Source organism: Lysobacter soli (genome assembly GCF_009755585.1).
GTDB lineage: Bacteria > Pseudomonadota > Gammaproteobacteria > Xanthomonadales > Xanthomonadaceae > Lysobacter_J > Lysobacter_J soli.
In genome coordinates this window covers 3,320,150-3,346,568 of sequence record NZ_CP046603.1, presented here as the reverse complement: position 1 = coordinate 3,346,568, position 26,419 = coordinate 3,320,150, and the positions used below count along the sequence as shown (strand labels likewise).

Genomic DNA, 26,419 nt, shown 5'->3' with positions numbered 1-26,419 from the left:
CGAATCCCGAATCCCGAATCCCGAATCCCGAATCCCGAATCCCGAATCCCGAATCGATCAATACAGCAGATTCACCATCGCCACGGCGACGACGGTGTAGATGAGCGAGAGCGGGCCGCCGATCTTCCAAAGCTCCTTGCCGCTGTAGCCGGCAGGGCCGGTGATCATCGAGATGACCGGGTTGGACGCGGTCATGAAGTTGTTCGATGCCGACAGCGCCACGATCAGCGCGAACGCCGTCGGGTTGCCGCCCGCGGCCAGCGCGAGGTTGATCGCCAGCGGGACGGTGACGATCGTCGCGCCGACGTGGCTGATCACCAGCGAGAACAAGGTCGTGAACAACCCGACCAGGATTTCCAGCAGCCACACCGGCGTGCCGGTGGGTAATCGCTCGATGGTGTGGCCGGCGACCCACGCCGCCGCGCCGCTGGAATCCATCGCCCAGCCCAGTGGAATCAGGCACGCCATCAGGAAGACGGTCTTCCAGTTGATCGCGGCGTACGCCTCGTCGATGTGGATCACGCCGGCGATGAGCATGCCGGCCACGCCGGTCATCAGCGCGATGGACACCGGCAGTCGCGAGGACAGCGCCAGCAGCATCGACACGGCGAAGATCGCCATCGCGATCTTGAACTTGTGCGGGCGCTGCTCGCCCTTGGGGTAGTCGGTGACGACCACGAGGTCCTTGCTCGCGGCCGCTTCGTGCAGGTCGGTCCAGATGCTGTGGAAGACCAGCATGTCGCCGGCGCGCAGGTTCACGTCGCGCACGTTCTCGCGCAGCACGGCCTTGTCGCGGTTGATGGCCAGCAGGCTCAGGCCCATCTGCTTGCGCAGCTGCAGGTCGCGGCCGTTCTTGCCGATGAACTTGGACGTGGCCGGCACCACCGCTTCGGAAATGCCCGCGCGGCTGGGATTGAACAGGTCGCCGAAGTTGCGCAGGCGCGAGGACAGGCGCAGGAAATGGTTCTGCGCGAAGTCGCTCACCTGCTGCTTCGGGCCCATCGCGCCGAGCACGCTGCCGACCCAGATGCGCGTGTCAGCCGCCGGCGCCAGGCGCGCTTCGCCATCGCTTTTCAGCGCCAACAGCAGCGGCGCGTGGTGCAGCGCTTCGGCTTCGCCCAGCGACATGCCCACCAGCGGGCTGTCGGCGGTGACGGTAAGTTCATACACGTCGCCGTCGATGCCGTAGGCCTTCGCGAAATAGCTCTGCGTGCGCGCGGGCGTAGCGCCGGTGCCGTCGTCGTCCTGGCGCAGGCGCTTGTCGCCGAAGAAGTGGAAGTACGCCAACGACGCAGCGAGCAGCGCGATGCCGATGGGCAGCGGCGCGAACATCTTCAGCGGTTCCAGCGTCGCCGCACCCGAGGGCAGGTTGCTGTTGGCCGCGATCAGCAGGTCGTTGAGCAGGATGAGCGGCGAGTTGCCGACCATCGTCAGCGCGCCGCCCATCACGATCGCCGCGGCGAGCGGCAGCAGCAGGCGCGGCAGCGCGATGCCCGTACGCGAGGACAACCGCGCGGCGACCGGCATGTAGAGCGCCATCACCGACGGGTTCTGCATGATCGAGGAATTGATGCCGGCCACGCCGCTGGTGAGCAGCAGCAGCCGGCTCTCCATGCCTTTCGCGCGGCGCAGCAGCCAGCCGGCGAGGCGGTTCAGCGCGCCGGTGCGATCCAGGCCGGCGCCGAGGATCATCGTCGCCACGATGCTGATCACCGCGTTACCGGAAAAACCGTTGAACAGTTCGTCCGGTTCGACCAGGCCCGACAGGCCCAGCAGCACGAGCACCACGAGCGCGACGACGTCGGCGCGGATGCGTTCGAAGAGGAACATCACCATCGTGAAGCCCACCAGCCCGAGCACGAGCTTCATGTCGGTGGTGAGCGTCAGCGCGGTGTCCATCAGATCCGTGATTTGTGATTCGTGATTGGTGATTCGGAAGGACCGTTATCGACCAATCCGGTGCATCGTGGCGGGCGCGCGCGCCTGCATTGCGAATCACGAATTCCGAATCTCGAATCACGGTGCTTTGTCGTACAGCAGATCCCATACCCCGTGGCCGAGCTTCTGGCCGCGGGTTTCGAAATGCGTTTGCGGTCGCCACTGCGGCCGCTCGACGCTGCCGCGCGGACCGGCGCGATTCACCAGGCCGGGCGTGGCATCGAGCACGTCCCACATCTGCTCGGCATAGTCCTGCCAATCGGTGGCGAGGTGCAAGCGGCCGCCCGGCGCCAGTTTGGCCACGAGCAGGTTTGCGAACTCCGGCTGCACCAGCCGGCGCTTGTTGTGCCGCTTCTTGTGCCAGGGATCGGGGAAGTAGATGCGGATCTCGTCGAGCGCGCCGTCGGCGATCTCGTTGCGCAGCACTTCCACCGCATCGTGGTGGTAGAGGCGCACGTGCTGCGCTTCGTCCTGCGCGAGCGCGTTGAGCAGGCGGCCGACGCCGGGTGCATGCACCTCGATGCCGATCAGGTCGCGCGCGTGGTCGTGCTGTGCGGCAAAGCGCAGCGCTTCGCCGTTGCCGAAGCCGATCTCCAGCACGCGCGGCGCGCTGCGGCCGAAAGCGGCGTCGAAATCGCGCGGCGTGCCGGTGTAGTCGAGGCCGTAGCGCGGCCACAACGTATCGAACGCGCGCTGCTGCGCTTCGGTGAAGCGGCCCTGGCGCAGCACGAAACTGCGTACCTGGCGACGGCCTTCCTCGAGGGTGAAGGGCTTGGGCGGAAGCTTGCCCTTGGGGGTGTCGCTCATCACCCGATGAGTCCGTCGACCGGGCTCGACGCCGACGCGAAGCGCTTGCGCGGGATGCGGCCGGCCTTGAAGGCGGCGCGACCGGCGTCGACGGCGAGCTTCATCGCGTGCGCCATCAGCACCGGATCCTTCGCGCCGGCGATCGCGGTGTTCATCAGCACGCCGTCGCAGCCGAGCTCCATCGCGATGGCCGCATCGGACGCGGTGCCCACGCCGGCGTCGACGATGATCGGCACCCTGGCGTTCTCGACGATCTCCAGCAGGTTGTACTTGTTCTGCACGCCCAGGCCCGAGCCGATCGGCGCGGCCAGCGGCATCACCGCGACGCAGCCGATCTCTTCCAGGCGTCGGGCGAGGATCGGATCGTCGGAGGTGTAAACCATGACGTCGAAGCCGTCCTTCACCAGCAGCTCGGCGGCGGCCAGCGTCTGCACGACGTCGGGGTAGAGCGTCTTCTGGTCGCCGAGCACTTCCAGCTTCACCAGCGAGTGGCCGTCGAGCAGTTCGCGCGCGAGGCGGCAGGTGCGCACCGCGTCGTCGGCGGTGTAGCAGCCGGCGGTGTTGGGAAGGATCGTGTAGCGATCGGGCGGGAGGACGTCGAGCAGGTTCGGCTCGCCGGGGTTCTGGCCGATGTTGCTGCGGCGGATCGCGACGGTGACGATCTGCGCGCCGGCGGCTTCGGTGGCCAGGCGGGTCTGCTCGAGGTCGGTGAACTTGCCGGTGCCGGTGAGCAGGCGCGACGCGTAAGCCTTGCCGGCGATAACCAGCGGATCGGCCGGAAACTGGGGGGAGTGCGGGGCGGTCATTTCGCTAGTTTAGCAGCCGGGGTGACGGCAGCCCGGCGTGCTGGTGCGCGGGAGAAGCACCGCGTTCTGCGTGGGCATCGCGGCCATCCATGGCGAGGCGCCATGGCTTCGGAGCGCCCGGCCCGTCCATCCATGGACGTGCGTTCGGCCGCGCGCGAACCAGTGGTTCGCAAGCGCGCGGCCTCACCCTCCGCCGAGGGCGTGCACGATCTCCACCCGATCCCCATCGCTGAGCGCGTGTTCGCCATGCCGCCCGCGCGGCACGATTTCGCCGTTGACCTCCACCGCGACGCGGCGCTCGCCCAGGCCCTCGGCCTGCACGAGCTGGAGCACGGTGGTCTGCGCCGCGATCGCGCGCGGCTCGCCGTTCAATTGGATCTGCATTCGCGTATTGTCGCCGCTCGCCGCAGTGGCGGGCCAGTCGGCACGGTTTTTGACGCAGTGCGGCGTGAGTGCGTTCACGCCGCGTGGTTCGATGCCGCCATCCGCGGGCGTATGTACTCCCGGATCCGCCTCCCACGGCTTCACGACACGTCCATCAAAGCTCATCCACCAAGGAATCGAAGATGACCAAACCCGTCCGCTCCGTGCTCGCCGCCGCCCTTGCGCTGGCGACCGCGCCGGCTTTCGCGCAGGACTATTCGCAGACCGTGTTCTTCGGCGACAGCCTGACGGACGCGGGTTACTTCCGCCCGGCGATCATCGCCCAGGCCGGCTCGGCCGGCGCGCTGCTGGGCAAATTCACGACCAACCCGGGCCTGGTGTGGTCCGAACAGCTCGCGACGGAGCTGGGCACCAACGCCAGCCCGTTCAACGCCGGCGGCACCAACTACGCCATCGGCGGCGCGATGGTCACCACCGACCGCGCCGGCCTGACCGCGCAGCTGCCGACGCTCTCCGTGCGTTCGCAGATCACGCGCTACCTCGCCGCCAACGGCGGTGCCGCCGATCCGAATGCGCTCTACACCGTGTGGGGCGGCGCGAACGACCTGTTCGCCGCGGCCGCTGCTCCGGCGTCGGCGCAGGCGATCGTCGGCGCGGCGGTCACCGGGCAGGTCACCAACGTCATGACGCTGCAGAACGCCGGCGCGCAGTACATCCTCGTGCCGAACGTGCCGGACCTCGGCATCACGCCGCAGTTCCGCGCGCAGGGCGCTGCGGGCGCGGCCGCCGGCACGGCGCTGGCGACGGGCTACAACAACGGTCTGTACGCGGGCCTGGCGTCGGCCGGCGCGCGCTTCATCCCGGTCGACACCTTCCACCTGCTGCAGGAAATCGTCGCCAACCCGGCGCCGTACGGCTTCACCAACACCACCGGCACGGCCTGCAATCCGCAGATCACCGCGCAGTCGATCACCTGCAACCCGGTGACGCCGGGCAGCATGGTCTCGCCGGATGCGGCGAACACCTACGTCTTCGCCGACGGCGTGCATCCCTCGTCGCGTGCCCACGAGATCGTCGCCGACTACGCGCTGTCGCTGCTGGAAGCGCCGCGCCAGATCGCCGTGCTGCCGCATAGCGAAGCGATGGTCGGTCGCGCCCGTGCCGAACGCGTCGGCGCGCAGGCGGCCACGCGTCCCGAAGGCGACGGCATGCGCTGGTGGGCCGACGTTCGCGGCGATTCGCAGCGTTACGGCGGCGGCGACAACTACGACGGCTTCGGCCCGACGCTGACCGCCGGCCTCGACTGGGCCAGCGGCAACCTGGTGTACGGCGGTTTCGCCGGCTGGGGCCAGCAGAAGATGGACTGGGGCCGTAGTGGCGGCCAGTTCGACCAGGACGACGCGACCCTCGGCGGCTACCTCGCGTGGTCGGCCGGTTCGGCGTGGATCAACGGCCAGCTGAGCTACACCTGGGTCTCCTACGACATCGACCGTCGCGTGAACCTCGGCCCGACCTCGCGCGTGCACAGCGGCTCGGCCGACGGCACGAACCTGACCGCCGCGTTCGCGGCCGGCTGGAACTTCGGCGAAGGCTCGCTCAAGCACGGCCCGGTGATGCAGCTGGTGTCGCAGACGATCGAAGTCGACGGCTTCGACGAGAACAGCAACGAGTCCACCGCGCTCTCCTTCGGCGACCAGGAATTCGATTCGCTGATCGGCAGCCTCGGCTGGCAGGTCAACTACGCGATCAACGAACACCTGCAGCCGTACGCCAAGCTGACCTACGACCACGAGTTCGAGGACGCCCCGAAGGAAGCCACCGCCTCGCTGCGTTCGCTGCCGGGCGTCGGCGCGTACGCGGTTCGCGGCCTGGAATACGACCAGGACTACGGCACGCTGGTGATGGGCGCGCGCACGGAGCTGTTCGGCCTGCGCACCGACATCGGCGCCAACGTCACGGTCGGCCAGAAGGGCGGCAACGACGCGACGCTGTTCGTCAGCTTCGGCGGCGGCTTCTAAGTCGACGACGACACGCTGAACCGGCACGCGGCGCCGCGGGGATGTCCCGGCGCCGCGTTGCCAAGCCTCCGTGCGGGGGCATAGACTTCATCGCGACGCGGGTGTAGTTCAATGGTAGAACTGCAGCTTCCCAAGCTGCTAGCGTGGGTTCGATTCCCATCACCCGCTCCAAACAATTGCGACGGCGGCCTGCTTTACAGTGGCCGCCGTTTTTGTCTTTCAGGCGAGGTCCTGGAGGCGCGATGGCAAGCAAGATCGTGCTCGGCTGGCGTGAGTGGATAGCCCTGCCGGAACTGGGTATCGAACGGTTGCGGGCGAAGGTGGACAGCGGCGCGCGCAGCTCCGCGCTCCACGTCGACACGCAGTGGCGGTTCACCGAACGCGGTAGTCCGTGGGTGGGTTTCTGCCTGAGTCCCGGGCACGGCGCGCGCGTGATCGAAGCGGCGGCTCCGGTGTTCGACGAACGCGAGGTCACCGATTCGGGCGGCCACTGCACGCGCCGCGTGTTCGTGCGCACGACGCTGGCGGTGGCCGGCATCGAGCGCGAGATTGAAATCAATCTGTCCGATCGCCGCGGGATGCTGTTCCCGATGCTGCTCGGGCGTACCGCGCTCGCACGTGCCTTCACGGTCGATCCGGGACGATCCTTCCTGCACGGCCGGCTCAGCCGGCGCGAGCCGGGTGTCATCTCGCGTCCCGCCGCTCCCGGCGAGGCGCTTCCCTTTCCCACTCAGCCCCCACACCGCCGCCCTTCATGAAACTGGCGATCCTCTCGCGCAACAGCAAGCTGTATTCGACGCGCCGTCTGGTGGAAGCCTCGCGCGACCAGGGCCATAGCGTGCGCGTGCTCGACCCGCTGCGCTGCTACATGCGCATCGCCAGCGACGGATTCAGCATGCGCTACAAGGGCAAGCCGATTTCCGGCTACCAGGCGGTGATCCCGCGCATCGGTGCGTCGATCACGCGCTACGGCTCGGCGGTGCTGCGGCAGTTCGAACTGATGGGCACGCTTACGCCCAATTCGTCCGACGCCGTGCTGCGCGCGCGCGACAAGCTGCGCTGCCACCAGCTGCTCGCGGCCGAACGCATCGGCCTGCCGACGACGGTCTTCGGCGACAACCCCGACGACACGCACGACCTGCTGTCGATGCTGGGCGCGCCGCCGCACGTCATCAAACTCAACGAAGGCACGCAGGGCGCAGGCGTCATGCTCACCGAGAAGCCCTCGGCGTCGCAGGGCGTGATCGAAGCACTGCGCGGCCTGTACGCGAATTTCCTGGTGCAGGAGTTCATCGAGGAAGCGCGCGGCGCCGACCTGCGCTGCTTCGTGGTGGGCGGTCGCGTGGTGGCGGCGATGAAGCGGCAGGCGCCCAAGGGCGACTTCCGTTCGAACCTGCATCGCGGCGGCACCGCCAAGGGCGTCAGCGCGAGTGCGGCGGAAGAAGATGTCGCGATCCGCGCCGCACGCGTGCTTGGCCTCGGCATCGCCGGTGTGGATCTCATCCGCTCCAAGCGCGGTCCGCTGGTGCTGGAGGTCAATGCATCGCCCGGACTGGAGGGGATCGAGGAGGCCAGCGGCGTGGACGTGGCCGGCGAGATCGTCACCTACCTGGCCGAGCGCGTCCGGCGGAAAGCCGCGAAACGGGCCGCCGCCCGCTGAGTCCGGTGTTGGCGACGAATGACGGCACGTTCGGCGAACTTCGGCGATTGTGGCGGGTTCAGCGGCTATTTTCTGAGCTGAATAACATCGATTTAACGGTCGTTTTTAACGACGCTTTAATCGAAATCGGCGTAGCCTGTCCCTACCGCAGCACTGCCGCTCTTCCTCGTCAGCAACAGGTCGATGCAGGTTACGGTAATCGGGGCAATACCTTTTTGGCCCAGGCACGGTGGCCCCGTGTCTGGGCCTTTGTTTTGGCTGCTCTCCGTCCGAAGCTTCGTTTCGCGTCATGGCAAACGTGCGTTGCGACGTCAGCGCGCGGTGATCGGCGCACTCCAGCGGCTCTGGCAGAATCGTTAAGCTCCCCGGCAACGCCATCGCGCGCGCATTCAGTTCTCGCACCTCCGGAACTGCCGCGGCGCACGCCGGTCGAAGGCCCATTACCCAGGAAAGGTCACATGCGCATTCTCGTCATCGAAGACAACCAGGACATCGCGGCGAACCTCGGCGACTTTCTCGAGGACCGCGGCCACACCGTCGACTTCGCCGCCGACGGCGTCACCGGCCTGCACCTGGCCGTGGTCCACGACTTCGACGCGATCGTCCTCGACCTCAACCTTCCGGGCCTGGACGGCTTGGAGGTCTGCCGCAAGCTGCGCAACGAAGCGCGCAAGCAGACGCCGGTGCTGATGCTCACCGCGCGCGATTCGCTCGAGAACAAGCTGGCCGGCTTCGATTCCGGCGCCGACGACTACCTCATCAAGCCCTTCGCGCTGCAGGAAGTGGAAGTACGCCTCAACGCACTCTCGCGCCGCGGCCGCGGCGTGCAGACGCGCGTGCTCAATGTCGCGGACCTGGAATACAACCTCGACACGCTCGAAGTCCGTCGCCAGGGCAAGCTGCTGCAGCTCAACCCGACCGCGCTGAAGATCCTGCAGGCGCTGATGGAAGCCTCGCCCGCGGTGGTCACGCGCCAGGAACTCGAAACGCGCGTGTGGGGCGAGGAGCTTCCCGATTCGGACAGCCTGCGCGTGCACATCCATGGCCTGCGCGCCGTGGTCGACAAGCCCTTCGACGTGCCGCTGATCCAGACCCGCCATGGCATCGGTTACCGCATCGCCGCCCCCGACAACGGCTGACCGGATGGCCGAAGCGTCCCCGCAGGAGCCCACGCCGCCGCGCAGGCGAACGCGCTACCGGCGGCAGCTTCGCAGTCGAATCATCCTGGCCTTCGTGCTGCTGGGCTTTGGCCTGACGGCGATGTTCGCGTGGGCGACCAACTGGACGCGCAACCGCGTGGAGAACCAGCTGGTCGAGGACGTGATGAACCGGAACATCGAGATGGCCGCGCGCCAGTTCGAACTGGATCCGGAAAATCCGCAGTTCGCCGTCGACCAGATCCGTGCCTACGTCTATCCGATCGACAAGATCGATTCGGTGCGCGTGAACTGGCCGGAGTGGTACGAACTGCGCGACGGCATCTACGGCATGACCGGCGTCGCCAACGGCGAGCCGTTCGCATACAAGCTCGCGGTGCGCAAGACGCCGAAGGCGTGGTTTTTCCTCGCCTACGACATGTCGCAGGCGACGCGCGGCGAGGCGCAGTTCCAGCGGGCGATCTGGGCCGCGGTGTTCCTCTTTACCCTGCTGTCGTTGCTGGTCGGCTGGTGGTCGGCCTCGCGCGTGATGAGCCCGGTGACCGAACTGGCCAACCGGCTCAAGCAGTCCGGCCGCAGCGCGGAGCCCGAAGGCCTGGCGTCGCACTTCCCGAGCGACGAGGTCGGCCAGCTCGCCGAGGCGCTGGACGATTACGCCGAACGCCTGACCGAAGTGGTGCAGCGCGACCGCGAGTTCAACGCCGACGTCAGCCACGAACTGCGCACGCCGCTGGCGGTGATCAAGGGCGCGGTCGAATTGCTGCTGTCGCGGCCGGACGTCGACGAGAAGACGCGCAGTCGCCTGCAGCGCATCCAGCGCGCTGAACAGCAATGCACGGACCTGATCAGCGCGTTGCTGCTGCTCTCGCGCAACGAGCGCGGCCACGGCGCGACGGACGTGGCGAAGGTCGCCGAACAATTGCTCGACGCGCACCGCGCGCAACTTGGCGGCAAACCGATGGAGCTTCGTGTCGTCGGCGAGCCGAGCCTGATCGTCGATGCGCCGGAGGCGGCGGTGTCGGTCGCGCTGGGCAATCTCATCGGCAACGCGGTGAAGTACACGACCGAAGGCGAGGTCGAAGTGCGCATCGGCAAGCGTTCGGTGGACGTGGTCGATTCCGGACCCGGGCTCAGCGAGGAAGATGCGGCGAAACTCTTCCAGCGCGGCTATCGCGGCACGCACGCCGGGCATTCGCAGGGCGGCGGCATCGGCCTGTCGATCGTGCGACGCCTGTGCACGCTGTACTCGTGGGAAGTGCAGGTACGCCCGGGCAAGCCGCGCGGCGTCATCGCGACGCTCACGTTCGATGCGCCCATGCTTTCGATCGGCAAGGCATAAGGCCTGCAAGCCGCACGAAACAAAAAAGGCGCCTTGCGGCGCCTTTTTCGTGAGCGGAAGCCGGAGCGCTTACACCGCCTCCAGCCAGCCGTACTTGTCCGGCGTCTTGCCGTCGAACAGGCCGAAGAACAGCTCCTGGATGCGGCGCGTCACCGAACCCGGCTTGCCGGCCCCGACCTGGCGGCCGTCGACCGAGCGGATCGGCGTGATTTCTGCCGCGGTGCCGCACATGAAGAGCTCGTCGCACAGGTACAGGTATTCGCGCGGCAGGTCGCGTTCGATCACTTCGATGCCGGCGTCGCGGGCGAGGGTGATGATCGTGTTGCGCGTGATGCCGTTGAGCAGCGCCGCGCTCACCGGCGTGGTGTGCAGCGCGCCGTCGAAGACGAGGAACAGGTTTTCGCCAGCGCCTTCCGACAGCAGGCCGGTGGACGCCAGGGCGATGCCTTCGCCGAAGCCCAGGCGACGCGCCTCGCGCGCGACCAGCTGGCCGGACAGGTAATTGCCGCCCGCCTTGGCACCGGCCGGCAACGTGTTCGGAGCGAAGCGCTGCCAGCTCGACACGCAGGCGTCGATGCCCTGTTCGAGCACGCTCGCGCCCAGGTACTGGCCCATCTTCCACGTGGCGACGGCGACGTCGGTCGGCGTGTCGGCGGACAGCCCGAAACCGCCCAGACCGCGGTACGCGACGGGGCGCAGGTAGTCGGTGGTGTTCTCGTTGGCCTTGAGCACTTCGCGGCAGGCCGCATTGATCTGCTCCAGCGAGTACGGCATCGCCATGTCGTAGATCTTGGCCGAGGCGAACAGTCGCGTGTTGTGGTCGGTCAGGCGGAAGATCACCGGGCCGTTGGGCGTCTGGTAGCAGCGGATGCCCTCGAAGACGGACGAACCGTAGTGCAGCGCGTGCGACATCACGTGCGTGGTGGCCTCGGCCCAGCGCTTGATCGCGCCGTTGTGCCAGATCCAGTCGGGGTATTGCATCGCGGCCGTCCGTCAGGGGAAACCGCTATTGTGCCTCGCGGCGCCCCCGCTTCCCAAACCGTCGGGCTTGCCGGTCCGGGCCGCTCAGCCCTTGATCCACCAGCAGCCGAAGTGCTTCTGCAGCCCGAACACGGTCCGCGACGGCGTGATCCCGTTTTCCTGCGTCTGCTCGACGCGCACCGCCACCGGCGTGCGTGGACGCGGCGGCGCGGCGGGCGCCTCCGGGGCGACGGGCGACCCCGCTGCATCGGTGAAGGCGGGGTAGGGCGGCGCGTCGTCGACGACCGGTGCGACCTCCTCCGGCATCACCGGAACGATGTCCACCAGCGGCCGCTGGACGATCGCATCGAGCCGTTCCATCACGTTGTAGGCCGTGCTGCCCGACATGCCGGTCCAGTGGTAGACCCCGGCCAGCCGGTTCGCGTCGTGCGCGCTGAAGGCGGTGTTCATCTCGAACAGCAGGTCGTCGATGTTGCGGGCACAGCCGGGCGCGCGCTTCTTTTCGACATTGCCCACGACCGGGCGCTGCTCCGTCTGTTCGACGCCGCCGACTTCCGCGCATCCGCGATCGGTGAACACGCTCTGCCCGTCGGGCAACACGCAGTGGCGGACGTCGGCCGCGGCCGGCGCGCACCAGGCGAGCAGGACAAACGCGGAGAGTGCGGCGATCGAACGAAAGTACGGGGCGTGCATCCGCGCAGCCTAGCGGGGCGGCGCGTCCGCAGACAGTGCGTGCATCGCAGTCCTGGCGCCGGCGTTCAAAACCGCACGAAATAGCAACCGGCGTAACGCTCCACGCCGACTTCCATCACGCGTTGCGGGCGATCGAAGGTCAGCTGCATCGCGCCGCCGCTTCCATCAGCCAGTCCCGGCCAGAAGCTGGCGTCGACCAGCGACGTGCGCGCGAGCTGCATCAGCCGGTTCATCACGACCTGCGCCTGGCGGTGACGCAGGCCGGGCCAGTGCACGCTTTCGGCGATGCGATTCACATCGCCCATGGCGAAGGAGGCCAGCAGGTCCATCGACAGTTGCCCGGGGCTGCGCGCGCATCCCGCCTGCGGCGCGCGACGCACGCGGATGGCCGTCGACAGTGAGCGCGCACGCGACGAGTCGGCGTTGAACACCGCGTCGTCCATCGCAAGGCGGTTCAGCAGTTCGGTCGACATGGGTGCGGGCTTCGCATCGAACGCGGCGCAGGCACTGTCGGTATAGACGGCCGAGCCGTCGGGCGCTTCGCAGCGATGAAGGCCGCCTGCTGCGTGCGCGGGGGCGAGTGCGCACAACAGCAGCAACACCGGACTCCAGGCGACCATCGCGCGTGTCATGCGATGACGCAGCGCGCGGTCGATGCGCGCGCGGTGGTGTAACGTGTTCATGTCGGTTCCCGGGGGGAGCGGGTGCGCTCATCGTCCGCCCGGAACCGTCAATGTCGCGTGTGAGATTCCCGCGTTTTCCCGCGGATTCAGCGAATCCGCGCGAGTACCGACAGGGTCGGTTTGGTCAGGTTCAGCGTGTAGAAATGCAGGCCCGGTGCGCCGCCGTCGATCAGGCGCCGGCACATGTCCGCGACGAAGTCGGCGGCGAAATCGCGGATCGCTTCGACGTCGTCGCCGTAGGCCTGCATGCGCTTGCCGATCCAGCGCGGGATCTCCGCGCCGCACGCATCGGAGAAGCGGCGCAGCTGCGAGAAGTTCGAGATCGGCATGATGCCCGGCACGATCGGAATGTCGACACCGAGCTTGCGTGCGTCGTCGACGAAACGGAAATACGCGTCGGCGTTGTAGAAATACTGCGTGATCGCGCCGTCCGCGCCGGCATCCACCTTCGCCTTGAAGTGGCGCAGGTCGGCGAGCGCGTCATCGGATTGCGGATGGCACTCGGGATAGCAGCCGACTTCGATGTGGAAATAGCCGTCGTGCTCGCGGCGGATGAACTCCACCAGCTCGGTCGCGTAGCGGAAATCGCCGGTGTGGCCCATGCCCGAGGGCAGGTCGCCGCGCAGCGCGACGATGCGCCGGCAACCCATCGCCTTGTAGCGCTCGAGCAGTTCGCCGAGCTCCTCGCGCGTGCCGCCGACGCACGACAGATGCGGCGCCGCATCCAGCCCGTGTTCGCGATGCAGGCGCTCGACGGTTTCGGGCGTGTAGCTCAGCGTCGAACCGCCCGCGCCGAAAGTGCACGACACGTACTCGGGCTTTTGCGATTTCAACTTCGCCGCGGTCTTGTCCAGCTGCGCGCGCTGCTCGTCGGTCTTGGGCGGATAGAACTCGAAGCTGATGGGCGTGGGCATGCGGTCCGCTCGCGGAGGTTTCGGGGAGTTTATCGCTTCATCGCGATGAATTGAACGGACTTGGGCGGCGCGAGAGGCCGTCCAAAAGAAAACGGGCGCCGAAGCGCCCGTTTTCCATGTACCGCGATACCGCCGTGGATCAGTAGCGGTAGTGATCCGGCTTGTACGGGCCTTCGACCGGCACGCCGAGATAGGCGGCCTGCTCGTCGGTCAGCGTGGTCAGCTTCACGCCGATCTTCTCCAGGTGCAGGCGCGCGACTTCCTCGTCGAGCTTCTTCGGCAGGATGTAGACCTTCGGCTCGTAGCTGTCCTTGTTCGCCCACAGGTCGATCTGCGCGAGCGTCTGGTTCGAGAACGAGTTCGACATCACGAAGCTCGGATGGCCCGTGGCGCAGCCCAGGTTCACCAGGCGGCCTTCGGCCAGCAGGAAGATCGAATTGCCGTTCTTGAAGGTGTACTTGTCCACCTGCGGCTTGATGTTCAGGCGCGTGGCGCCCGACTCGTTGAGGCGGTCGACCTGGATCTCGTTGTCGAAGTGGCCGATGTTGCAGACGATCGCCTGGTCCTTCATCTGCGACATGTGCTCGAGCGTCAGCACGTCCTTGTTGCCGGTGGTGGTGACGTAGATGTCGCCACGGCCCAGCGTCGATTCGACGGTGTTGACCTCGAAGCCTTCCATCGCCGCCTGCAGGGCGTTGATCGGATCGATTTCGGTGACGACAACGCGCGCGCCGTAGGCACGCAGCGAGTGCGCCGAACCCTTGCCGACGTCGCCGTAGCCGCACACGACCGCGACCTTGCCGGCGAGCATCACGTCCATCGCGCGCTTGAGGCCGTCGGCCAGCGACTCGCGGCAGCCGTAGAGGTTGTCGAACTTGCTCTTGGTGACCGAGTCGTTGACGTTGATCGCCGGCACCAGCAGCTTGCCGGCTTCGGCCAGCTGGTACAGGCGGTGCACGCCGGTGGTGGTCTCTTCCGAAACGCCCTTCCAGTCGCGCACGACGGTGTGCCAGAAGCCCGGACGCTCGGCATGCACCTTCTTCAGCAGGTTCTTGATGACCTGCTCTTCGTGGTTGCCCGACGGGGTGTTGACCCAGTCGCTGCCGTTCTCGAGCTCATAGCCCTTGTGGATCAGCAGCGTGACGTCGCCGCCGTCGTCGACCACCAGCTCCGGGCCGAGGTACTTGTCGGCGCCCGAACCCGGGAAGGTCAGCGCGGCGAGCGTGCAGTCCCAGTATTCCTCCAGCGTCTCGCCCTTCCACGCGAAGACGGGCGTGCCGGACTTGGCGATGGCGGCGGCGGCATGGTCCTGCGTCGAGAAGATGTTGCACGAGGCCCAGCGCACGTCGGCGCCGAGGTCGCGCAGCGTCTCGATCAGCACGGCGGTCTGGATCGTCATGTGCAGCGAGCCGGTCACGCGAACGCCCTTGAGCGACTGCGCGGCGGCGTACTTCTTGCGGATGGACATCAGGCCCGGCATCTCGTGCTCGGCGATGTCGAGCTCCTTGCGGCCCCAGTCGGCCAGCGAGATGTCGGCGACCTTGTAGTCGCCTTCGGTCGAGAAGGTCTTGATCTGTGCGTTCATCAGATTGCTCCGGTTTGTTTCCCGTTCTCCCGCAAGGGAAGAGGGTGGGGTGAGGGCAGGCCGCGAAGGCTGCCAAACCGGGCGCCGTTGTTCGTGTAGGTCCTGCCGAGCCTGATTCCGGGAGCCACGCGATGGTGGAATCCGGACTTGCAGCGCCCCTCGGCGGGAACGCGACATTCTAGCCGTTCACGGGGCGTGATGAGTGAATCCGGACGGGCCGCCCGGCGCTTCCCGCAGCAATGAAAAAAGGCCGCTTTCGCGGCCTTTTTCCATGTCGCAGCCCCTTGCGGGACGCGGCGCTTACTTCAGCTTCGCGTCGCTGCGCAGCGCGTCGGCGCGGTCGGTCTTCTCCCACGAGAAGGCCGTGGCGGTCTGCTTCTTGCCGGCGCCGTCGACGTAGGTCACTTCCTTCGGCTTGCGGCCGAAGTGGCCGTAGGCGGCCGTGTCCTGATAGACCGGGTGGATCAGGTCCAGCATCTTCACGATGCCGTACGGACGCAGGTCGAAGTGCTTGCGGATCAGCTTCTCGATCTTCTCGTCCGGGATCTTGCCGGTGCCGAAGGTGGTGACCGAGATCGAGGTCGGCTCAGCCACGCCGATGGCGTAGGAAACCTGCACCTCGCAGCGGTCGGCCAGGCCGGCGGCCACGATGTTCTTGGCGACGTAACGCGCGGCGTAGGCGGCCGAACGGTCGACCTTCGAGGGATCCTTGCCCGAGAACGCGCCACCGCCGTGACGGGCCATGCCGCCGTAGCTGTCGACGATGATCTTGCGGCCGGTCAGGCCGCAGTCGCCCACCGGGCCGCCGATCACGAAGATGCCGGTCGGGTTGATGTGGATCTTGTTCTTCGGCAGCGACTCGAGCCACTTCTTCGGCAGCACCGGGCGCAGGATGTTCTCGTACACGCCTTCGACCAGATCCTTCTGCTTGATGCCCGGATCGTGCTGCGTCGACAGCACGACGGCGTCGAGGCCGGCGACGTTGTGGTTGGCGTCGTAGCGCAGGGTGACCTGCGACTTGGCGTCCGGACGCAGCCACGGCAGCGGCGAGTTCTTCTTCTTGCGGATCTTGGCCTGCTGCTCGACCAGGCGGTGCGAGTAGTAGATCGGGGCCGGCATGAATTCCGGCGCCTCGTTGCAGGCGTAGCCGAACATCAGGCCCTGGTCGCCCGCGCCCTGTTCTTCCGGCTTCTTGCGGTCGACGCCCGCGGCGATGTCCGGCGACTGCTTGCCGAGCATGTTGATGATCGCGCAGGTGTGGCCGTCGAAGCCGACGTCGGAATTGTTGTAGCCGATCTCGTTGATGACGCGGCGCGCCAGCGACTCGATGTCGACCCACGCGGTGGTGGTGACCTCGCCGGCGACGATGGCGGCGCCGGTCTTCACCAGCGTCTCGCAGGCCACGCGCGCGCGCTTGTCCTGGGCCAGGATCGCGTCCAGGACGGCATCGGAGATCTGGTCGGCGATCTTGTCCGGATGGCCTTCGGAGACGGATTCGGAGGTGAACAGGTAGCTGGACATCGAGGTCAATATCCCTTGATTCGGATGAAAGGATGGCCGGGCATGATACAGGCTTGTCCCGGTCGGCGCATTGTGCGCCACGGAGATGTTGCGCGGTGGTTAAGCGCGAGCCCGCCGTGGCGGGCTTCCGGCTGCCGGCGCGGCTGTCACGGTCCTGACGCGAAACCGCCACCGCCCTGTCGCCGGGGCATCCCAACCTTCCGCGGCGAAAGCCCCGCCGGGGCGATCCGCGCCGACGCATGCCACTCGAACGCCGCCTGCAAGAACGCTTTCCGCACTGGTTCCGGGGACGCCGTGCGAACGTCGCCCGGCCCTTGCTGCGCACGATCGGCCGCTGGTCGCGCTTCGACCAGGTCGAGGCGTTCCTGTCGGCCAACGGCCACCTGCGCGATTTCGATTTCGTCGCCGCCGGGCTGGATCACCTTCAGGCGCGCTACGTGGTCGATTCCGCGGAACTGGGGCGGATTCCCGCCACCGGCCGGCTGCTGATCGTCGCCAACCATCCGTCCGGTGCGCTCGACGCGCTGGCGCTGCTGGACGCCGTCGGCCGCGTGCGGCGCGACGTGCGCATCGTCGCGAACGACCTGCTCGGCGCGCTGGAGCCGCTCGCGGGCCTGCTGCTGCCGGTGCGCATCCTGGGCGGCCGTCCGACGCCGCACAGCCTTTCCGCTATCGACGACGCGCTGCGCGCCGACCAGTGCGTGATCGTGTTTCCGGCCGGCGAAGTGGCACGGCTCGGCCTGCGCGGTGTAACGGACGGACGCTGGCGCCGCGGTTTCCTGCGTTTCGCGCGCACGGCCGATGCGCCGGTGCTGCCGGTGCGCATCGAGGCGCGCAACTCGGCGCTGTTCTATGGCGCGTCGGCCTTGTTCAAGCCCGTCGGTACCGCGTTGCTGGCGCGGGAGATGTTCGCGCGCCGTGCGCACCGCATCGCGCTGCGCATCGGCCATCCGCTGACGCTGCCGGCGGAGGGCGACCCCCAGCAACTGCTGCGCGAGGTGCGCCGCGAGCTGTTCTCGCTCGGCCGGCGTCGCGCGGGCCCGCATGCCGCGCCTGTCGAAACGAATGTCGTCCCGCTCATCGCGCCGCTGATCGATCCAGTCGATGCGACGCAGGTGCGCGACGGCATCGAGGCACTAGCGCTGCTCGGCCGCACTGTCGACGGCAAGCAGATCCGCGTCGGGCGACTTGCCGCCGGCTCGCCGCTGTTGCAGGAAATCGGCCGCCTGCGCGAACTCACGTTCCGCGCGGTGGGCGAGGGCACCGGCCAGCGGCTGGACGTCGACCTCTACGACAGCTGGTACGAACACATCGTGCTGTGGGATGCGGAGGTGTCGAAGATTGCCGGCGCATACCGCATCGCGCGCGGCGCGAGCGTGCTGGCCGAACGCGGCCTGGCCGGCTTCTACACCGCCTCGCTCTTCCGGTACGCCGACGACGCGGTGCCGCGCATCGCGCAGGGCATGGAGCTGGGGCGCAGCTTCGTCGTGCCCGATTACTGGGGAAGCCGCAGCATCGACTACCTGTGGCAGGGCATCGGCGCGTACCTGAGCAGGCATCCGAGCGTGCGCTACCTGTTCGGCCCGGTGTCGATCAGCGCCGCGCTGCCGGCCGCGGCGCGCGAGCAGATCGTCGCGTACTACGCGCGCTACTACGGTAGCGAGGCCACGCGCGCGGTATCGCGACAGCCATTCGTCTACCAGGCCGCGCCGCCGCAGTTCGGCGAGGTCGATGCGGCCACGGCGTTCCGCGTGCTGAAGACCAACCTCGACGCGCTCGGCGCCACGCTGCCGATGCTCTACAAGCAATACACCGACCTGTGCGAGCCGGGCGGCGCGCGCTTCCTCGCGTTCGGCGTGGACCCGGCCTTCAGCGATGCGGTCGATGGATTGATCGAAGTCGACCTGGACCTGCTTCGTCCGAAGAAACGCGAACGCTACCTCGGCATCGCACCCGCCCAACCGTGCATGGAGACCGCAGGATGACGTCGATGCCGACCGTGTTGCCGCCGCGCCGTCGCGCGGTCTTCGTGTCCGACGTCCACCTGGGTTCAAAACACTGCCACGCCGCCGAATTCGCCGACTTCCTCGGCGGACTCCGCTGCGATCGCCTGTACCTGGTCGGCGACATCGTCGACCTGTGGTGGATGGCGCAACGCCGCGCGCGCTGGGGCGCGCCGCACAACCGCGTGGTCGAGGCGCTGCACGGGCTGCGTCGCAGCGGCACCGAACTGATCTACGTGCCGGGCAACCACGATCGCCCGATCCGCCGCTTCTGCGGTCTCGCGTTGCCGCGCATGCGGGTGCGCCGACGCATGGTGCACGTCACCGCCGACGGACGCCGCCTGCTCGTCACGCACGGCGACGACTACGACGGCATCACGCATTTCGGCGGGCTGCAGGAGCAGTTCGGCGACTGGCTGTACTACCGCATCCTCACCGGCAACCAGTGGCTCAACCGGGCGCGACGCCTCGCCGGCCAACGCTACTGGTCGCTGTCGGAATTCCTGAAGCGGCAGAGTGGCGCGGCCGAGCGCTACATCGAACGCTTCGTCCATGCGGGCCTCGATGACGCGCGGCGTCGAGGCCTGGACGGCATCGTCTGCGGCCACATCCACCGCGCGGCGCTCATCGAACGCGACGGCCTGATCTACGCCAATGACGGCGACTGGGTCGAAAGCCTCAGCGCGCTCGCGGAGGATCCGGACGGGACGTTGCGTCTTCTGACGCATACGGGCGAGACGCGCGCACTGATCGGACCGCGTCATCGTCCCATGGCGACGGAGCAGTCGCGGGCAGCGTGAGTCGCCGGTTCGCCGCGGTGACGACCTGGCGTCGGGAAGCCGCTAGCATCGCCCGATGGATTCCTTCACGCAGATCGTCCTCGGCGCGGCCGTTGCCGCCGCCATCGCCCCGCCTCAACACCGTCGTGCCGCACTGCTCGCAGGAGCAGCGCTCGGCACCTTGCCCGACCTCGACGTGTTGCCCATCAACCTGATCACCGACGACCCGGTCGCGCGCATGACCTGGCATCGCAGCTGGAGCCATTCGTTGCTCGTGCTGCCGTTCGTCGCGTGGGCGCTGTGGGCGTGGTTCCGGTCGCGCGGCGGCCGTGTGGCCCAATCGCCAACGCGGTGGTTCTGGGCGATGCAGGGCGCGTTGCTGACGCATCCGCTGCTGGACGCCTTCACCGTCTACGGCACGCAGCTGCTCTGGCCGTTGCCGACGCAGCCGGTAATGTGGTCCAGCGTGTTCATCATCGATCCGCTCTATACGGTGTGGCTGCTGCTCGCGTGCGTCGTCGCATGGTTCGCGCGCGAGCGCCGGATCGCGCAGCCAGCGCTCGTCGCAGGTCTGGCCTTGAGTTCGCTGTACCTGGGCCTGTCACTCGTCGCGAAACACCAGGTCGAACGCGCGGCGGAACAGGCGCTGGCCTCGCAGGACCTCGCGACCGCGACGAGGTTTTCCGTGCCGATGCCGTTCAACATCCTGCTGTGGCGCGTGGTGGCGATGACGCCGGAGGGCTTTGTCGAAGGCGAGCGGTCACTGGTGGCCGACTCCGGACCGATGCAGTTTCGCCGTCATGCATCGGATGTGGCCGCGATGGAGCAGGTGCGCGACTTTCCCGCCGTGCAGCGGCTGCAGTGGTTCAACCGCGGGTTCATGAAGGCGCAGGTACGTGAAGGCGAACTCGTGCTCTCCGACCTGCGCATGGGCGCCGAGCCCGACTACAGCTTCCGTTTCGCCGTCGCGCGCAAGGACGCCGACGGCCGCTGGGCGCAGATTCCGTCGCGACAGCTGCAGTGGCCATGGGAAGCAGGGCGTCGCCTGCGCACGATGTGGGAGCGCATCTGGCACGAACCCGCGGACGCAACCGCTGCAGCCGACGCCAATGGCGTGACGATGGAACGATCCCCGGAATCTGGAAGCTGACGAAGCGAACCTTGCCGCCGGGGCCGCGTGGCGTGCACACGCGGTCCCTTCAGGCGGACGTTGAGCTGTTCACTTTCAGCACCTTGTGAAGGACGAAACCCGGCCGGTCCGGAGCGCGCGCGTCGCGTGCGCCCCGAACCGACTCACAGCGCGTTGTGCGCTTCCAGCAACGCGTCGTCGATCTGCACGATGTACTCGTTGCCCTTGGCGTCGTGCAGCGCGACGGCTTCGCCGTCCATGAGGCGGTTGTAGTTGTCCTTGCCGATGGCGGCGACGAACTTGTCAAGCGCGCGATCGTAGGTATACGGATACTCGGCAAACGCGGTGCGGTTGCCGACGATCATCTGTACCTTGCGCTCGGACAGTCCGGTGATCTTCGACAGATCGCCCACCGGATCGGCGGCCCATGCCGTCGCCGTTACCGCCATCGCCAGCGCGATGAATGCAATCTTGGCTTTCATGTGTGGCCTCCTGGTCCGCCGGGACGCTGCGGTGGCCCGCAGAGGGGACGCCCCGACGCTTGCAGGTTGGGTCATGCGGACCAGAAAAACATCGGCCGAAGGGGGCTGTTACTTTCGACCTGCACCGCTCGTCGCGAGCGCGACGAGCGCACACATGAAGGTTTCATGCGAAAGCGCTTCGCCTTCTTCACCTTTCTCACAAAACCGGAAACTTCAGTAAACCACCGCGCGCGCCTGCACGAACGCATAGAAGAACACCGCGTTCGGATCGTTCTGCACCTGATGCATTTCGCGCCGCATGCCATCGACGACCTCCTGCGTGACCTTGCCGGACTGGATGAGCTGGTCGGCGGCGGACAGCAGCAGCTCTTCCCAGAACGCGATCATCGTCTTGCGCCGTGCGGGTTCGCGGTTGTCGAAATAGAACGTCTTCACGTCGGTGGTGACATCGCGGAACCCGCCTGCAAGCAGCAGGTTGCCGAGCTTGGCGCCGACGAACGGATCGCCGCCGCTGTCGTACTGGAAATCGTTGAACGCCATCCAGTAACGCCAAACGTTCGGCGAGTACGGATCGAGCAGGAACGAGGAGTTCATCACCTCGGTGATGTAGACCGGCGAGCCCGGCGCGAGCACGCGACGCACCTCGTTGAGCACGCGCGCCGGTGAGGGCACGTGTTCGAGCACCCAGCACAGGAACGCGGCATCGAAGGTCCGCGGTTCGAACGGCAGGTTGGTCGCGTCGGACTGGTGCAGTTCGTAGCGCCCTTTCAGCCACGGCATCGCGTCGAGGTTGGTGCGAGCCGCGTCGAGCTGCGCCTCGTTGAGATCGACGCAGGTCGCGTGCAGTTCGGGAAAGCGGCGCAGCAGGATCTCGGTCTGCGCGCCGACGCCGCTCCCCACTTCGAGCAGTCGCCGCGCGTTGCTGTAGTCGATGTCGTGGAAGATCGTCGATTCGGCCAGCCGCGCCTGCTTCACCAGGCGCGCCTGTTCGGTCGAGGAAAAGCCGTGCAGATAGGGGAAGTCGGAGCAGGAAGACGACGTGTCGGACATGGCCGCACCCTTGGCGTTCGGATGCGCAGATGCTCGCACGGGAGAAGTTAAGGGCGGGCCGTCGTCGCGGCCTCGCGCCTACGCCGCCACGCCCAGCGGCTGCACGCCCGCGATCAGCGCGTCGAAGTAGTCGCGCGTGAGCGTCAGCTGCGCTTCGACAGTCTCCGCACGATTGACCACAGCGCGGAACGCCGCGTTCTCCGGCCGGTCCTTCGCGTACCAGCCCAGGTGCTTGCGCGCGATGCGAACGCCGGACACTTCGCCGTAGAACGCGTGAAGGTGTTCCAGGTGCCCGAGCAGCACGTCGCGCACCTCGGCCAGTGTCGGCTCCGCAAGCACTTCGCCGTGTTCGAGGTAATGCGCGATCTCGCGGAAGATCCACGGCCGGCCCTGCGCGGCGCGGCCGACGAGCACCGCGTCGCAGCCCGTATGCGCCAGCACCTGCGCGGCCTTCTGCGGCGAATCGATGTCTCCGTTGGCGAACACCGGGATCGACAGCGCGGCCTTCACCTCGGCGATCGTGTCGTACTCGGCGACGCCGGTGTACTGCTGGTCGCGCGTGCGGCCGTGCACGGCGAGCGCGGCGATGCCGGCGTCCTGCGCGATGCGGGCGATCTGCAGCGCGTTGCGCTGGCCTTCGGCCCAGCCGGTGCGGATCTTCAGCGTGACCGGCACCTCCACCGCGCGCACGACGGCGTCGAGAATGCGCGCGACGAGTTCGGGTTCGCGCATCAGCGCCGAGCCCGCCCATGCGTTGCACACCTTCTTCGCGGGGCAGCCCATGTTGATGTCGACGATCTGCGCGCCGTGGTCGACGTTGTAGCGCGCCGCGTCGGCCATCACCTCGGGCACCGTGCCGGCGATCTGCACGCTGATCGGCGACGGTTCGCCGTCGTGGTCCATGCGATGGCGCGACTTCGAGGTCGACCAGAAACGCGGGTCGGACGTCGTCATCTCCGACACGCACAGCCCGGCCCCCATGCGCTTGCACAGGATGCGGAAGGGCTTGTCGGTCACGCCCGCCATCGGCGCCAGGACGACGCGCGGGGCGATCTCGTGCGGACCGATGCGGAAGGAGAGGGCGGACATTGGGTCGATTGTACCGGCCCCCAACCGTCATCCCGGCGAAGGCCGGGACCCGGGGCCCCGAACCATCCGCGAGCCCGGATCAGCGCTTCCCGCGCCGCCGCCGCCAGAACAGGAAACCGGTGACCAGCAGGAACATCGGCAACAGGCCGGTGAGCGCGGTGATCCATTTCATCGCCGTGCCGCCCACCGCGCCGACGTGCAGCGGATAGAAGGCCTGGCTCATGCGCATGCCGAGCCTGTGCGTCGTCGCGTCGAAGGCCTGCACGACGCGGCCATCGCGCGACATCACCACCGTGCTGCGGCCGACGGGGTGCCATTCGCCCTTCGCCTGCAGGCGGAACGACACCGCACCTTCACTCGCATCGGGCACCGACACGCGCGCCAGCCGTGCCTCGGGAATCGCGACGCGCGCGTGCGCGATCGCGGTCGTCCAGTCGATCGCCGCCTCGCTGGCAGCCAGTTCCGGCGCCTTCACGTTCTTGCCGCCGAATGTTGCCGTCAGCGCCTTCTGGAAGGCCTTGGAATACACCATGCCGACGCCGGTCACCGTCGCCAGCAACAGCAACGGAAGCAGGATCACGCCGGTGCTGCGATGCCACGTGAGCCAGCGCCGCACCGGCGGGCCGGCGTGCATCTTCAGCTGCGCAATGAGGCGCCCGCGCTTTGGCCACCACAGGTACAGGCCGATGAGGATCATCGCCAGGCTGATGCAGCCGATCACGCCCCACACTTCGCGCCCGGTCTTTCCGCCGAGCAGGTCGACGTGCCATTCGTGCAGCCACAGCAGCACGTCATCGTGCTGGCTGCGATAAAGCAGCAGCGCGCCGTCTTCGGGCGCGAAGTACTGGCGATGACCATCCTCGAAATACGCCTGCCAGACCGGCAGTTCATCTCGCGGAACGTCGAGCGAGCGCATGCCCTCCGGGCCCCAGCGTTCGATCAACTGCGCGAGCACGCGCCCATCGGCTAGGGGTGCGTGCTGTGCGAGTTGCGGATGCTGGAGCTTGAGCAGGTCGACATGGAATACCAGCACGGTGCCGGCGAGCGAGGCCAGCGCGAACACCAGCCCCGCCGTCAGCCCGGCCCACAGATGCAGCCACGACAGCACCGCCCGCAGCCGCCGTTTCGGCACTGCTTTCGTGGCGGGCGTTGTCGCGGCCATGTCCATCGGAGCGATTTATCAGAACCGGTGCGACCAGCCCACCGTCAGCACACGGCCGCGGCCTGCGGTGTAGGTGTCGGCGCGCGGCGTGGTCTGCGAGTAGTACGTCGTGTACTGCTCGCCGAACAGGTTCTCGACGCCGACGTTCAGCGCGCCCAGCGGCAGCTGGAAGCGCGCCTGCACGTCGACCGTCGTGTAGCCCTCGAAGTCGTCCGGCAGCGTGGTGCCGCGATAGTCGAAATCGCGATCGAACGAATGGCTGGCCTGCAGGCGCGTGGAGGCCGCCTGTGTCCACGTCTGGTCCCAGAACGCGGTTGCGCGATCCGGCGCGACGTTGATGCCCGGAAGGTCGCTGTCGACGCGGTCGTCGCCGTTGCTGTCGTAGCGGCCGTCGGTCTTCGCGTAGGCCATGCCGACGCGCGTGGCATCGGTGAACTGGTACGCGACGCTGCCCTCGAAGCCGTCGATCTCGGTGCGCTCGCGCACGACGTTGTACGTCTGCGTGGCGTTGTCGAACGCGAGGCGCGAACCGAGGTCGGAATCCGACCAGTACGCCGCCAGGTGCACCAGCCAGCGGCCGTCGTCGTAATCCAGGCCGATTTCCTGGTTGTCGGCGATCACCGGCTGCAGGTCGACGAGCGTGTCCACGCGCTGGTTCGGCGTGTTGATCGCGCGCAGCACGCGGCCGATGTCCGCCACCGTATAGCCTTCCGAATACGACGCGTAGAGCTTCAGCGCGTCGGCGGCTTCCCACACGATGCCGACGTTGGGCAGCGTTTCGCTCGTTTCCGGCGAGCCGCCTTCGACCAGGTAGCGGCGACCGTGCACGGCGGGCGCGAGGCGCTGATCGGGAATGGTGAGGTAATCGTCCACCTCCAGCTTGCCGCGCTCGTGGCGCAGGCCGCCGGTGAGCATGACCGAGTCGGCCACCCACCATTCCAGCTGCACGAATGGCGACACCGATTCGTACGAGGTTTCCGGCACCCAGTCCATGCCGGCGCGCACGAGTTCCTGCGAGGTCGTATCGCGCGCGATGTCCAGGCCGACCGTGGCGCGCAGGCGCAGGCCGAACAGGTCGCCACGCGACCAGCTGAACTTGCCGCCGAGCTTCTCGGAAAGATTCTGCGACTGGTCGAACCAGTTCGGATCGCGGCCGTCGCCCCAGAAATCGCCCCAGTAGCTGCCGCCGTAGAGGGCTTCGAAATCGACCCAGTACAGCTGCGCCTGGAAGTAGCCGCCGGCAAGCGCCCTGTCGGTGTAGTCCAGTGTCAGCGAGGTGGAGCGGTTGCGCGGGCCCTCGCCGATGCTGCCGCCGCGCGCGGACGTCGCCAGCTGGCCTGTCGCGGGGTTGCCGTTGACCGCGTGGTAGTTGTTGTTGCCCTGCAGTTCGTAGCGGTTCGCGCTGAGCTGCAGGCGGCGGGTTTCGCCGAAGTTCCAGCCGGCCTTCGCGAAGAGGTTGTAGCTCTCCGCGTCCATCAGGTCGCCCTGCACGTCGTTGACCGCGATGGAGTCGCCGTCGCCGTCGTAGTACAGGCCCTCGCTGGCGAACGACGCGCCGCCGACGAAATCGAACGCGCCCGAGCGCGTGCCGAAGAGGTACGAGGCGCGATAGCCGGTGCTGTCGCTTTCGTGCGGAACGGCCGTCGATGCGGCGACGGAAACGTCCTGGAACGTCGCGCCATCCTCGCGCGGCGCGCGCTTGGTGATGATGTTGATGATGCCACCCGACGCGCCCAGGCCTTGCAGCGCGTTGGCGCCGTGGATGACCTCGATGCGTTCGATCATCGACGGATCGATGGTGTGACCGTCGCGGCCGCCGTCGCGCAGTGGCGTGGACTGCGGCACGCCGTCCACCAGATACAGCGGCTTGCGGCCGCGCAGCGTCTCGCCGCTGTTGGTGAGCTTCTGGCGCGACGGCGCGAAGGACGGAATCAGGTTCGCCAGCACCTGCGAGACGTCCTGCGTCAGCGCGAGCTGCTGCTGCAGCTGCGCCTGGTCGATTACGGTGATCGTGTTAGGCAGCGCGGCTTCGGAATCGGGAACGCGGCTGGTGCTGGCCGAGACGGTGACGCGATCGATGTCGGTGGCCTCATCGGCATGGGCGACGGGCACGACAAGGGCGGCCAGCAGGGCGCTGGCGAGGGCATGGCGGCGGAGCATCGTGGAATCCGGGCTTTCGAAGCCCGCCATGGTAATGCGAATAATTCTTATTTGATAGAGCGCGGGCTTGTGGTAGCGG

General features: G+C 67.5%; 23 protein-coding genes, 1 tRNA gene and 1 riboswitch. Of the genes, 9 read left to right on the top strand and 15 right to left on the bottom strand.

Annotated features, from left to right (window positions below):
- Window positions 1-57: 57 nt before the first annotated feature.
- From GOY17_RS15265 to thiS, 4 genes are all read right to left on the bottom strand, one after another.
- Window positions 58-1,899: an SLC13 family permease gene (locus tag GOY17_RS15265; protein WP_157031038.1), complete on the bottom strand. Its 1,842-nt coding sequence runs from the start codon at window positions 1,897-1,899 to the stop codon at window positions 58-60.
- A 117-nt stretch (window positions 1,900-2,016) separates the two neighbouring features.
- Window positions 2,017-2,745, bottom strand: coding sequence for a tRNA (guanosine(46)-N7)-methyltransferase TrmB (gene trmB / locus GOY17_RS15260; RefSeq protein ID WP_157031037.1), 729 nt, complete (start codon window positions 2,743-2,745; stop codon window positions 2,017-2,019).
- Window positions 2,745-3,551: a thiazole synthase gene (locus tag GOY17_RS15255; protein WP_157031036.1), complete on the bottom strand. Its 807-nt coding sequence runs from the start codon at window positions 3,549-3,551 to the stop codon at window positions 2,745-2,747. The genes trmB and GOY17_RS15255 overlap by 1 nt, the downstream gene beginning before the upstream one ends.
- A 183-nt stretch (window positions 3,552-3,734) precedes the next feature.
- Window positions 3,735-3,935: a sulfur carrier protein ThiS gene (thiS, locus tag GOY17_RS15250; protein ID WP_115843562.1), complete on the bottom strand. Its 201-nt coding sequence runs from the start codon at window positions 3,933-3,935 to the stop codon at window positions 3,735-3,737.
- A 182-nt stretch (window positions 3,936-4,117) separates the two neighbouring features.
- On the opposite strand from thiS, the gene GOY17_RS15245 reads away from it, so the two are divergent.
- From GOY17_RS15245 to GOY17_RS15220, 6 genes are all read left to right on the top strand, one after another.
- A complete protein-coding gene (locus GOY17_RS15245; protein WP_157031035.1) occupies window positions 4,118-5,953 on the top strand; it encodes an autotransporter domain-containing protein in 1,836 nt (611 codons plus the stop codon).
- Between the two features lie 97 nt (window positions 5,954-6,050).
- Window positions 6,051-6,124 (top strand) — tRNA-Gly (locus GOY17_RS15240).
- Window positions 6,097-6,711, top strand: a complete 615-nt coding sequence (locus tag GOY17_RS15235; protein ID WP_325050585.1) for an ATP-dependent zinc protease family protein — start codon at window positions 6,097-6,099, stop codon at window positions 6,709-6,711. Before GOY17_RS15240 ends, GOY17_RS15235 begins: the two co-directional genes overlap by 28 nt.
- Window positions 6,708-7,613, top strand: coding sequence for a 30S ribosomal protein S6--L-glutamate ligase (gene rimK / locus GOY17_RS15230; protein WP_115843473.1), 906 nt, complete (start codon window positions 6,708-6,710; stop codon window positions 7,611-7,613). The genes GOY17_RS15235 and rimK overlap by 4 nt, the downstream gene beginning before the upstream one ends.
- Before the next feature lie 458 nt (window positions 7,614-8,071).
- Window positions 8,072-8,752 (top strand): response regulator transcription factor, encoded by a 681-nt coding sequence (locus tag GOY17_RS15225; RefSeq protein WP_115843471.1) that lies wholly within the window; start codon window positions 8,072-8,074, stop codon window positions 8,750-8,752.
- A gap of 4 nt (window positions 8,753-8,756) precedes the next feature.
- Window positions 8,757-10,109: a sensor histidine kinase gene (locus GOY17_RS15220; protein WP_232338448.1), complete on the top strand. Its 1,353-nt coding sequence runs from the start codon at window positions 8,757-8,759 to the stop codon at window positions 10,107-10,109.
- A 69-nt stretch (window positions 10,110-10,178) separates the two neighbouring features.
- Here GOY17_RS15220 and GOY17_RS15215 read toward each other — a convergent pair whose 3' ends face one another.
- From GOY17_RS15215 to metK, 6 genes are all read right to left on the bottom strand, one after another.
- Window positions 10,179-11,090: a branched-chain amino acid transaminase gene (locus tag GOY17_RS15215; protein WP_115843467.1), complete on the bottom strand. Its 912-nt coding sequence runs from the start codon at window positions 11,088-11,090 to the stop codon at window positions 10,179-10,181.
- Between the two features lie 84 nt (window positions 11,091-11,174).
- Entirely contained in the window at window positions 11,175-11,669 is a 495-nt protein-coding gene (locus tag GOY17_RS15210; RefSeq protein WP_157031033.1) for a hypothetical protein, read from the bottom strand.
- A gap of 179 nt (window positions 11,670-11,848) precedes the next feature.
- Window positions 11,849-12,466: a hypothetical protein gene (locus GOY17_RS15205; protein WP_157031032.1), complete on the bottom strand. Its 618-nt coding sequence runs from the start codon at window positions 12,464-12,466 to the stop codon at window positions 11,849-11,851.
- Window positions 12,467-12,552: 86 nt separating this feature from the next.
- Window positions 12,553-13,380 (bottom strand): methylenetetrahydrofolate reductase [NAD(P)H], encoded by an 828-nt coding sequence (gene metF, locus GOY17_RS15200; RefSeq protein ID WP_115843461.1) that lies wholly within the window; start codon window positions 13,378-13,380, stop codon window positions 12,553-12,555.
- Between the two features lie 139 nt (window positions 13,381-13,519).
- A complete protein-coding gene (ahcY, locus tag GOY17_RS15195; RefSeq protein WP_115843459.1) occupies window positions 13,520-14,965 on the bottom strand; it encodes an adenosylhomocysteinase in 1,446 nt (481 codons plus the stop codon).
- Window positions 14,966-15,037: 72 nt separating this feature from the next.
- A riboswitch (S-adenosyl-L-homocysteine riboswitch) is annotated at window positions 15,038-15,132 on the bottom strand.
- Between the two features lie 133 nt (window positions 15,133-15,265).
- Window positions 15,266-16,486 (bottom strand): methionine adenosyltransferase, encoded by a 1,221-nt coding sequence (gene metK, locus GOY17_RS15190; protein ID WP_115843457.1) that lies wholly within the window; start codon window positions 16,484-16,486, stop codon window positions 15,266-15,268.
- A 239-nt stretch (window positions 16,487-16,725) separates the two neighbouring features.
- Here metK and olsF point away from each other — a divergent pair, with 239 nt between their 5' ends.
- From olsF to GOY17_RS15175, 3 genes are read left to right on the top strand one after another with little or no spacing between them, the layout of a single operon-like run.
- Complete coding sequence (gene olsF / locus GOY17_RS15185; RefSeq protein WP_198173710.1) at window positions 16,726-18,471, top strand: bifunctional ornithine lipid synthase OlsF; 1,746 nt, start codon at window positions 16,726-16,728, stop codon at window positions 18,469-18,471.
- A gap of 5 nt (window positions 18,472-18,476) precedes the next feature.
- A complete protein-coding gene (locus GOY17_RS15180) occupies window positions 18,477-19,289 on the top strand; it encodes a UDP-2,3-diacylglucosamine diphosphatase (protein WP_425482311.1) in 813 nt (270 codons plus the stop codon).
- 55 nt (window positions 19,290-19,344) lie between these two features.
- Window positions 19,345-20,418: a metal-dependent hydrolase gene (locus tag GOY17_RS15175; RefSeq protein WP_157031030.1), complete on the top strand. Its 1,074-nt coding sequence runs from the start codon at window positions 19,345-19,347 to the stop codon at window positions 20,416-20,418.
- Between the two features lie 143 nt (window positions 20,419-20,561).
- Here the strand turns inward: GOY17_RS15175 and GOY17_RS15170 are convergent, their stop codons facing one another.
- The 5 genes from GOY17_RS15170 to GOY17_RS15150 form a co-directional block, all read right to left on the bottom strand.
- Complete coding sequence (locus tag GOY17_RS15170) at window positions 20,562-20,879, bottom strand: hypothetical protein (RefSeq protein WP_157031029.1); 318 nt, start codon at window positions 20,877-20,879, stop codon at window positions 20,562-20,564.
- A 213-nt stretch (window positions 20,880-21,092) separates the two neighbouring features.
- Window positions 21,093-21,929: a class I SAM-dependent methyltransferase gene (locus GOY17_RS15165; protein ID WP_157031028.1), complete on the bottom strand. Its 837-nt coding sequence runs from the start codon at window positions 21,927-21,929 to the stop codon at window positions 21,093-21,095.
- Window positions 21,930-22,007: 78 nt separating this feature from the next.
- On the bottom strand, window positions 22,008-23,018 hold the full coding sequence (gene dusB / locus GOY17_RS15160; protein ID WP_157031027.1) for a tRNA dihydrouridine synthase DusB: 1,011 nt from the start codon (window positions 23,016-23,018) through the stop codon (window positions 22,008-22,010).
- Between the two features lie 79 nt (window positions 23,019-23,097).
- Entirely contained in the window at window positions 23,098-24,180 is a 1,083-nt protein-coding gene (locus tag GOY17_RS15155; RefSeq protein WP_198173709.1) for a PepSY-associated TM helix domain-containing protein, read from the bottom strand.
- An 18-nt stretch (window positions 24,181-24,198) separates the two neighbouring features.
- Window positions 24,199-26,340 (bottom strand): TonB-dependent receptor, encoded by a 2,142-nt coding sequence (locus GOY17_RS15150; protein ID WP_198173708.1) that lies wholly within the window; start codon window positions 26,338-26,340, stop codon window positions 24,199-24,201.
- Window positions 26,341-26,419 lie beyond the last annotated feature (79 nt).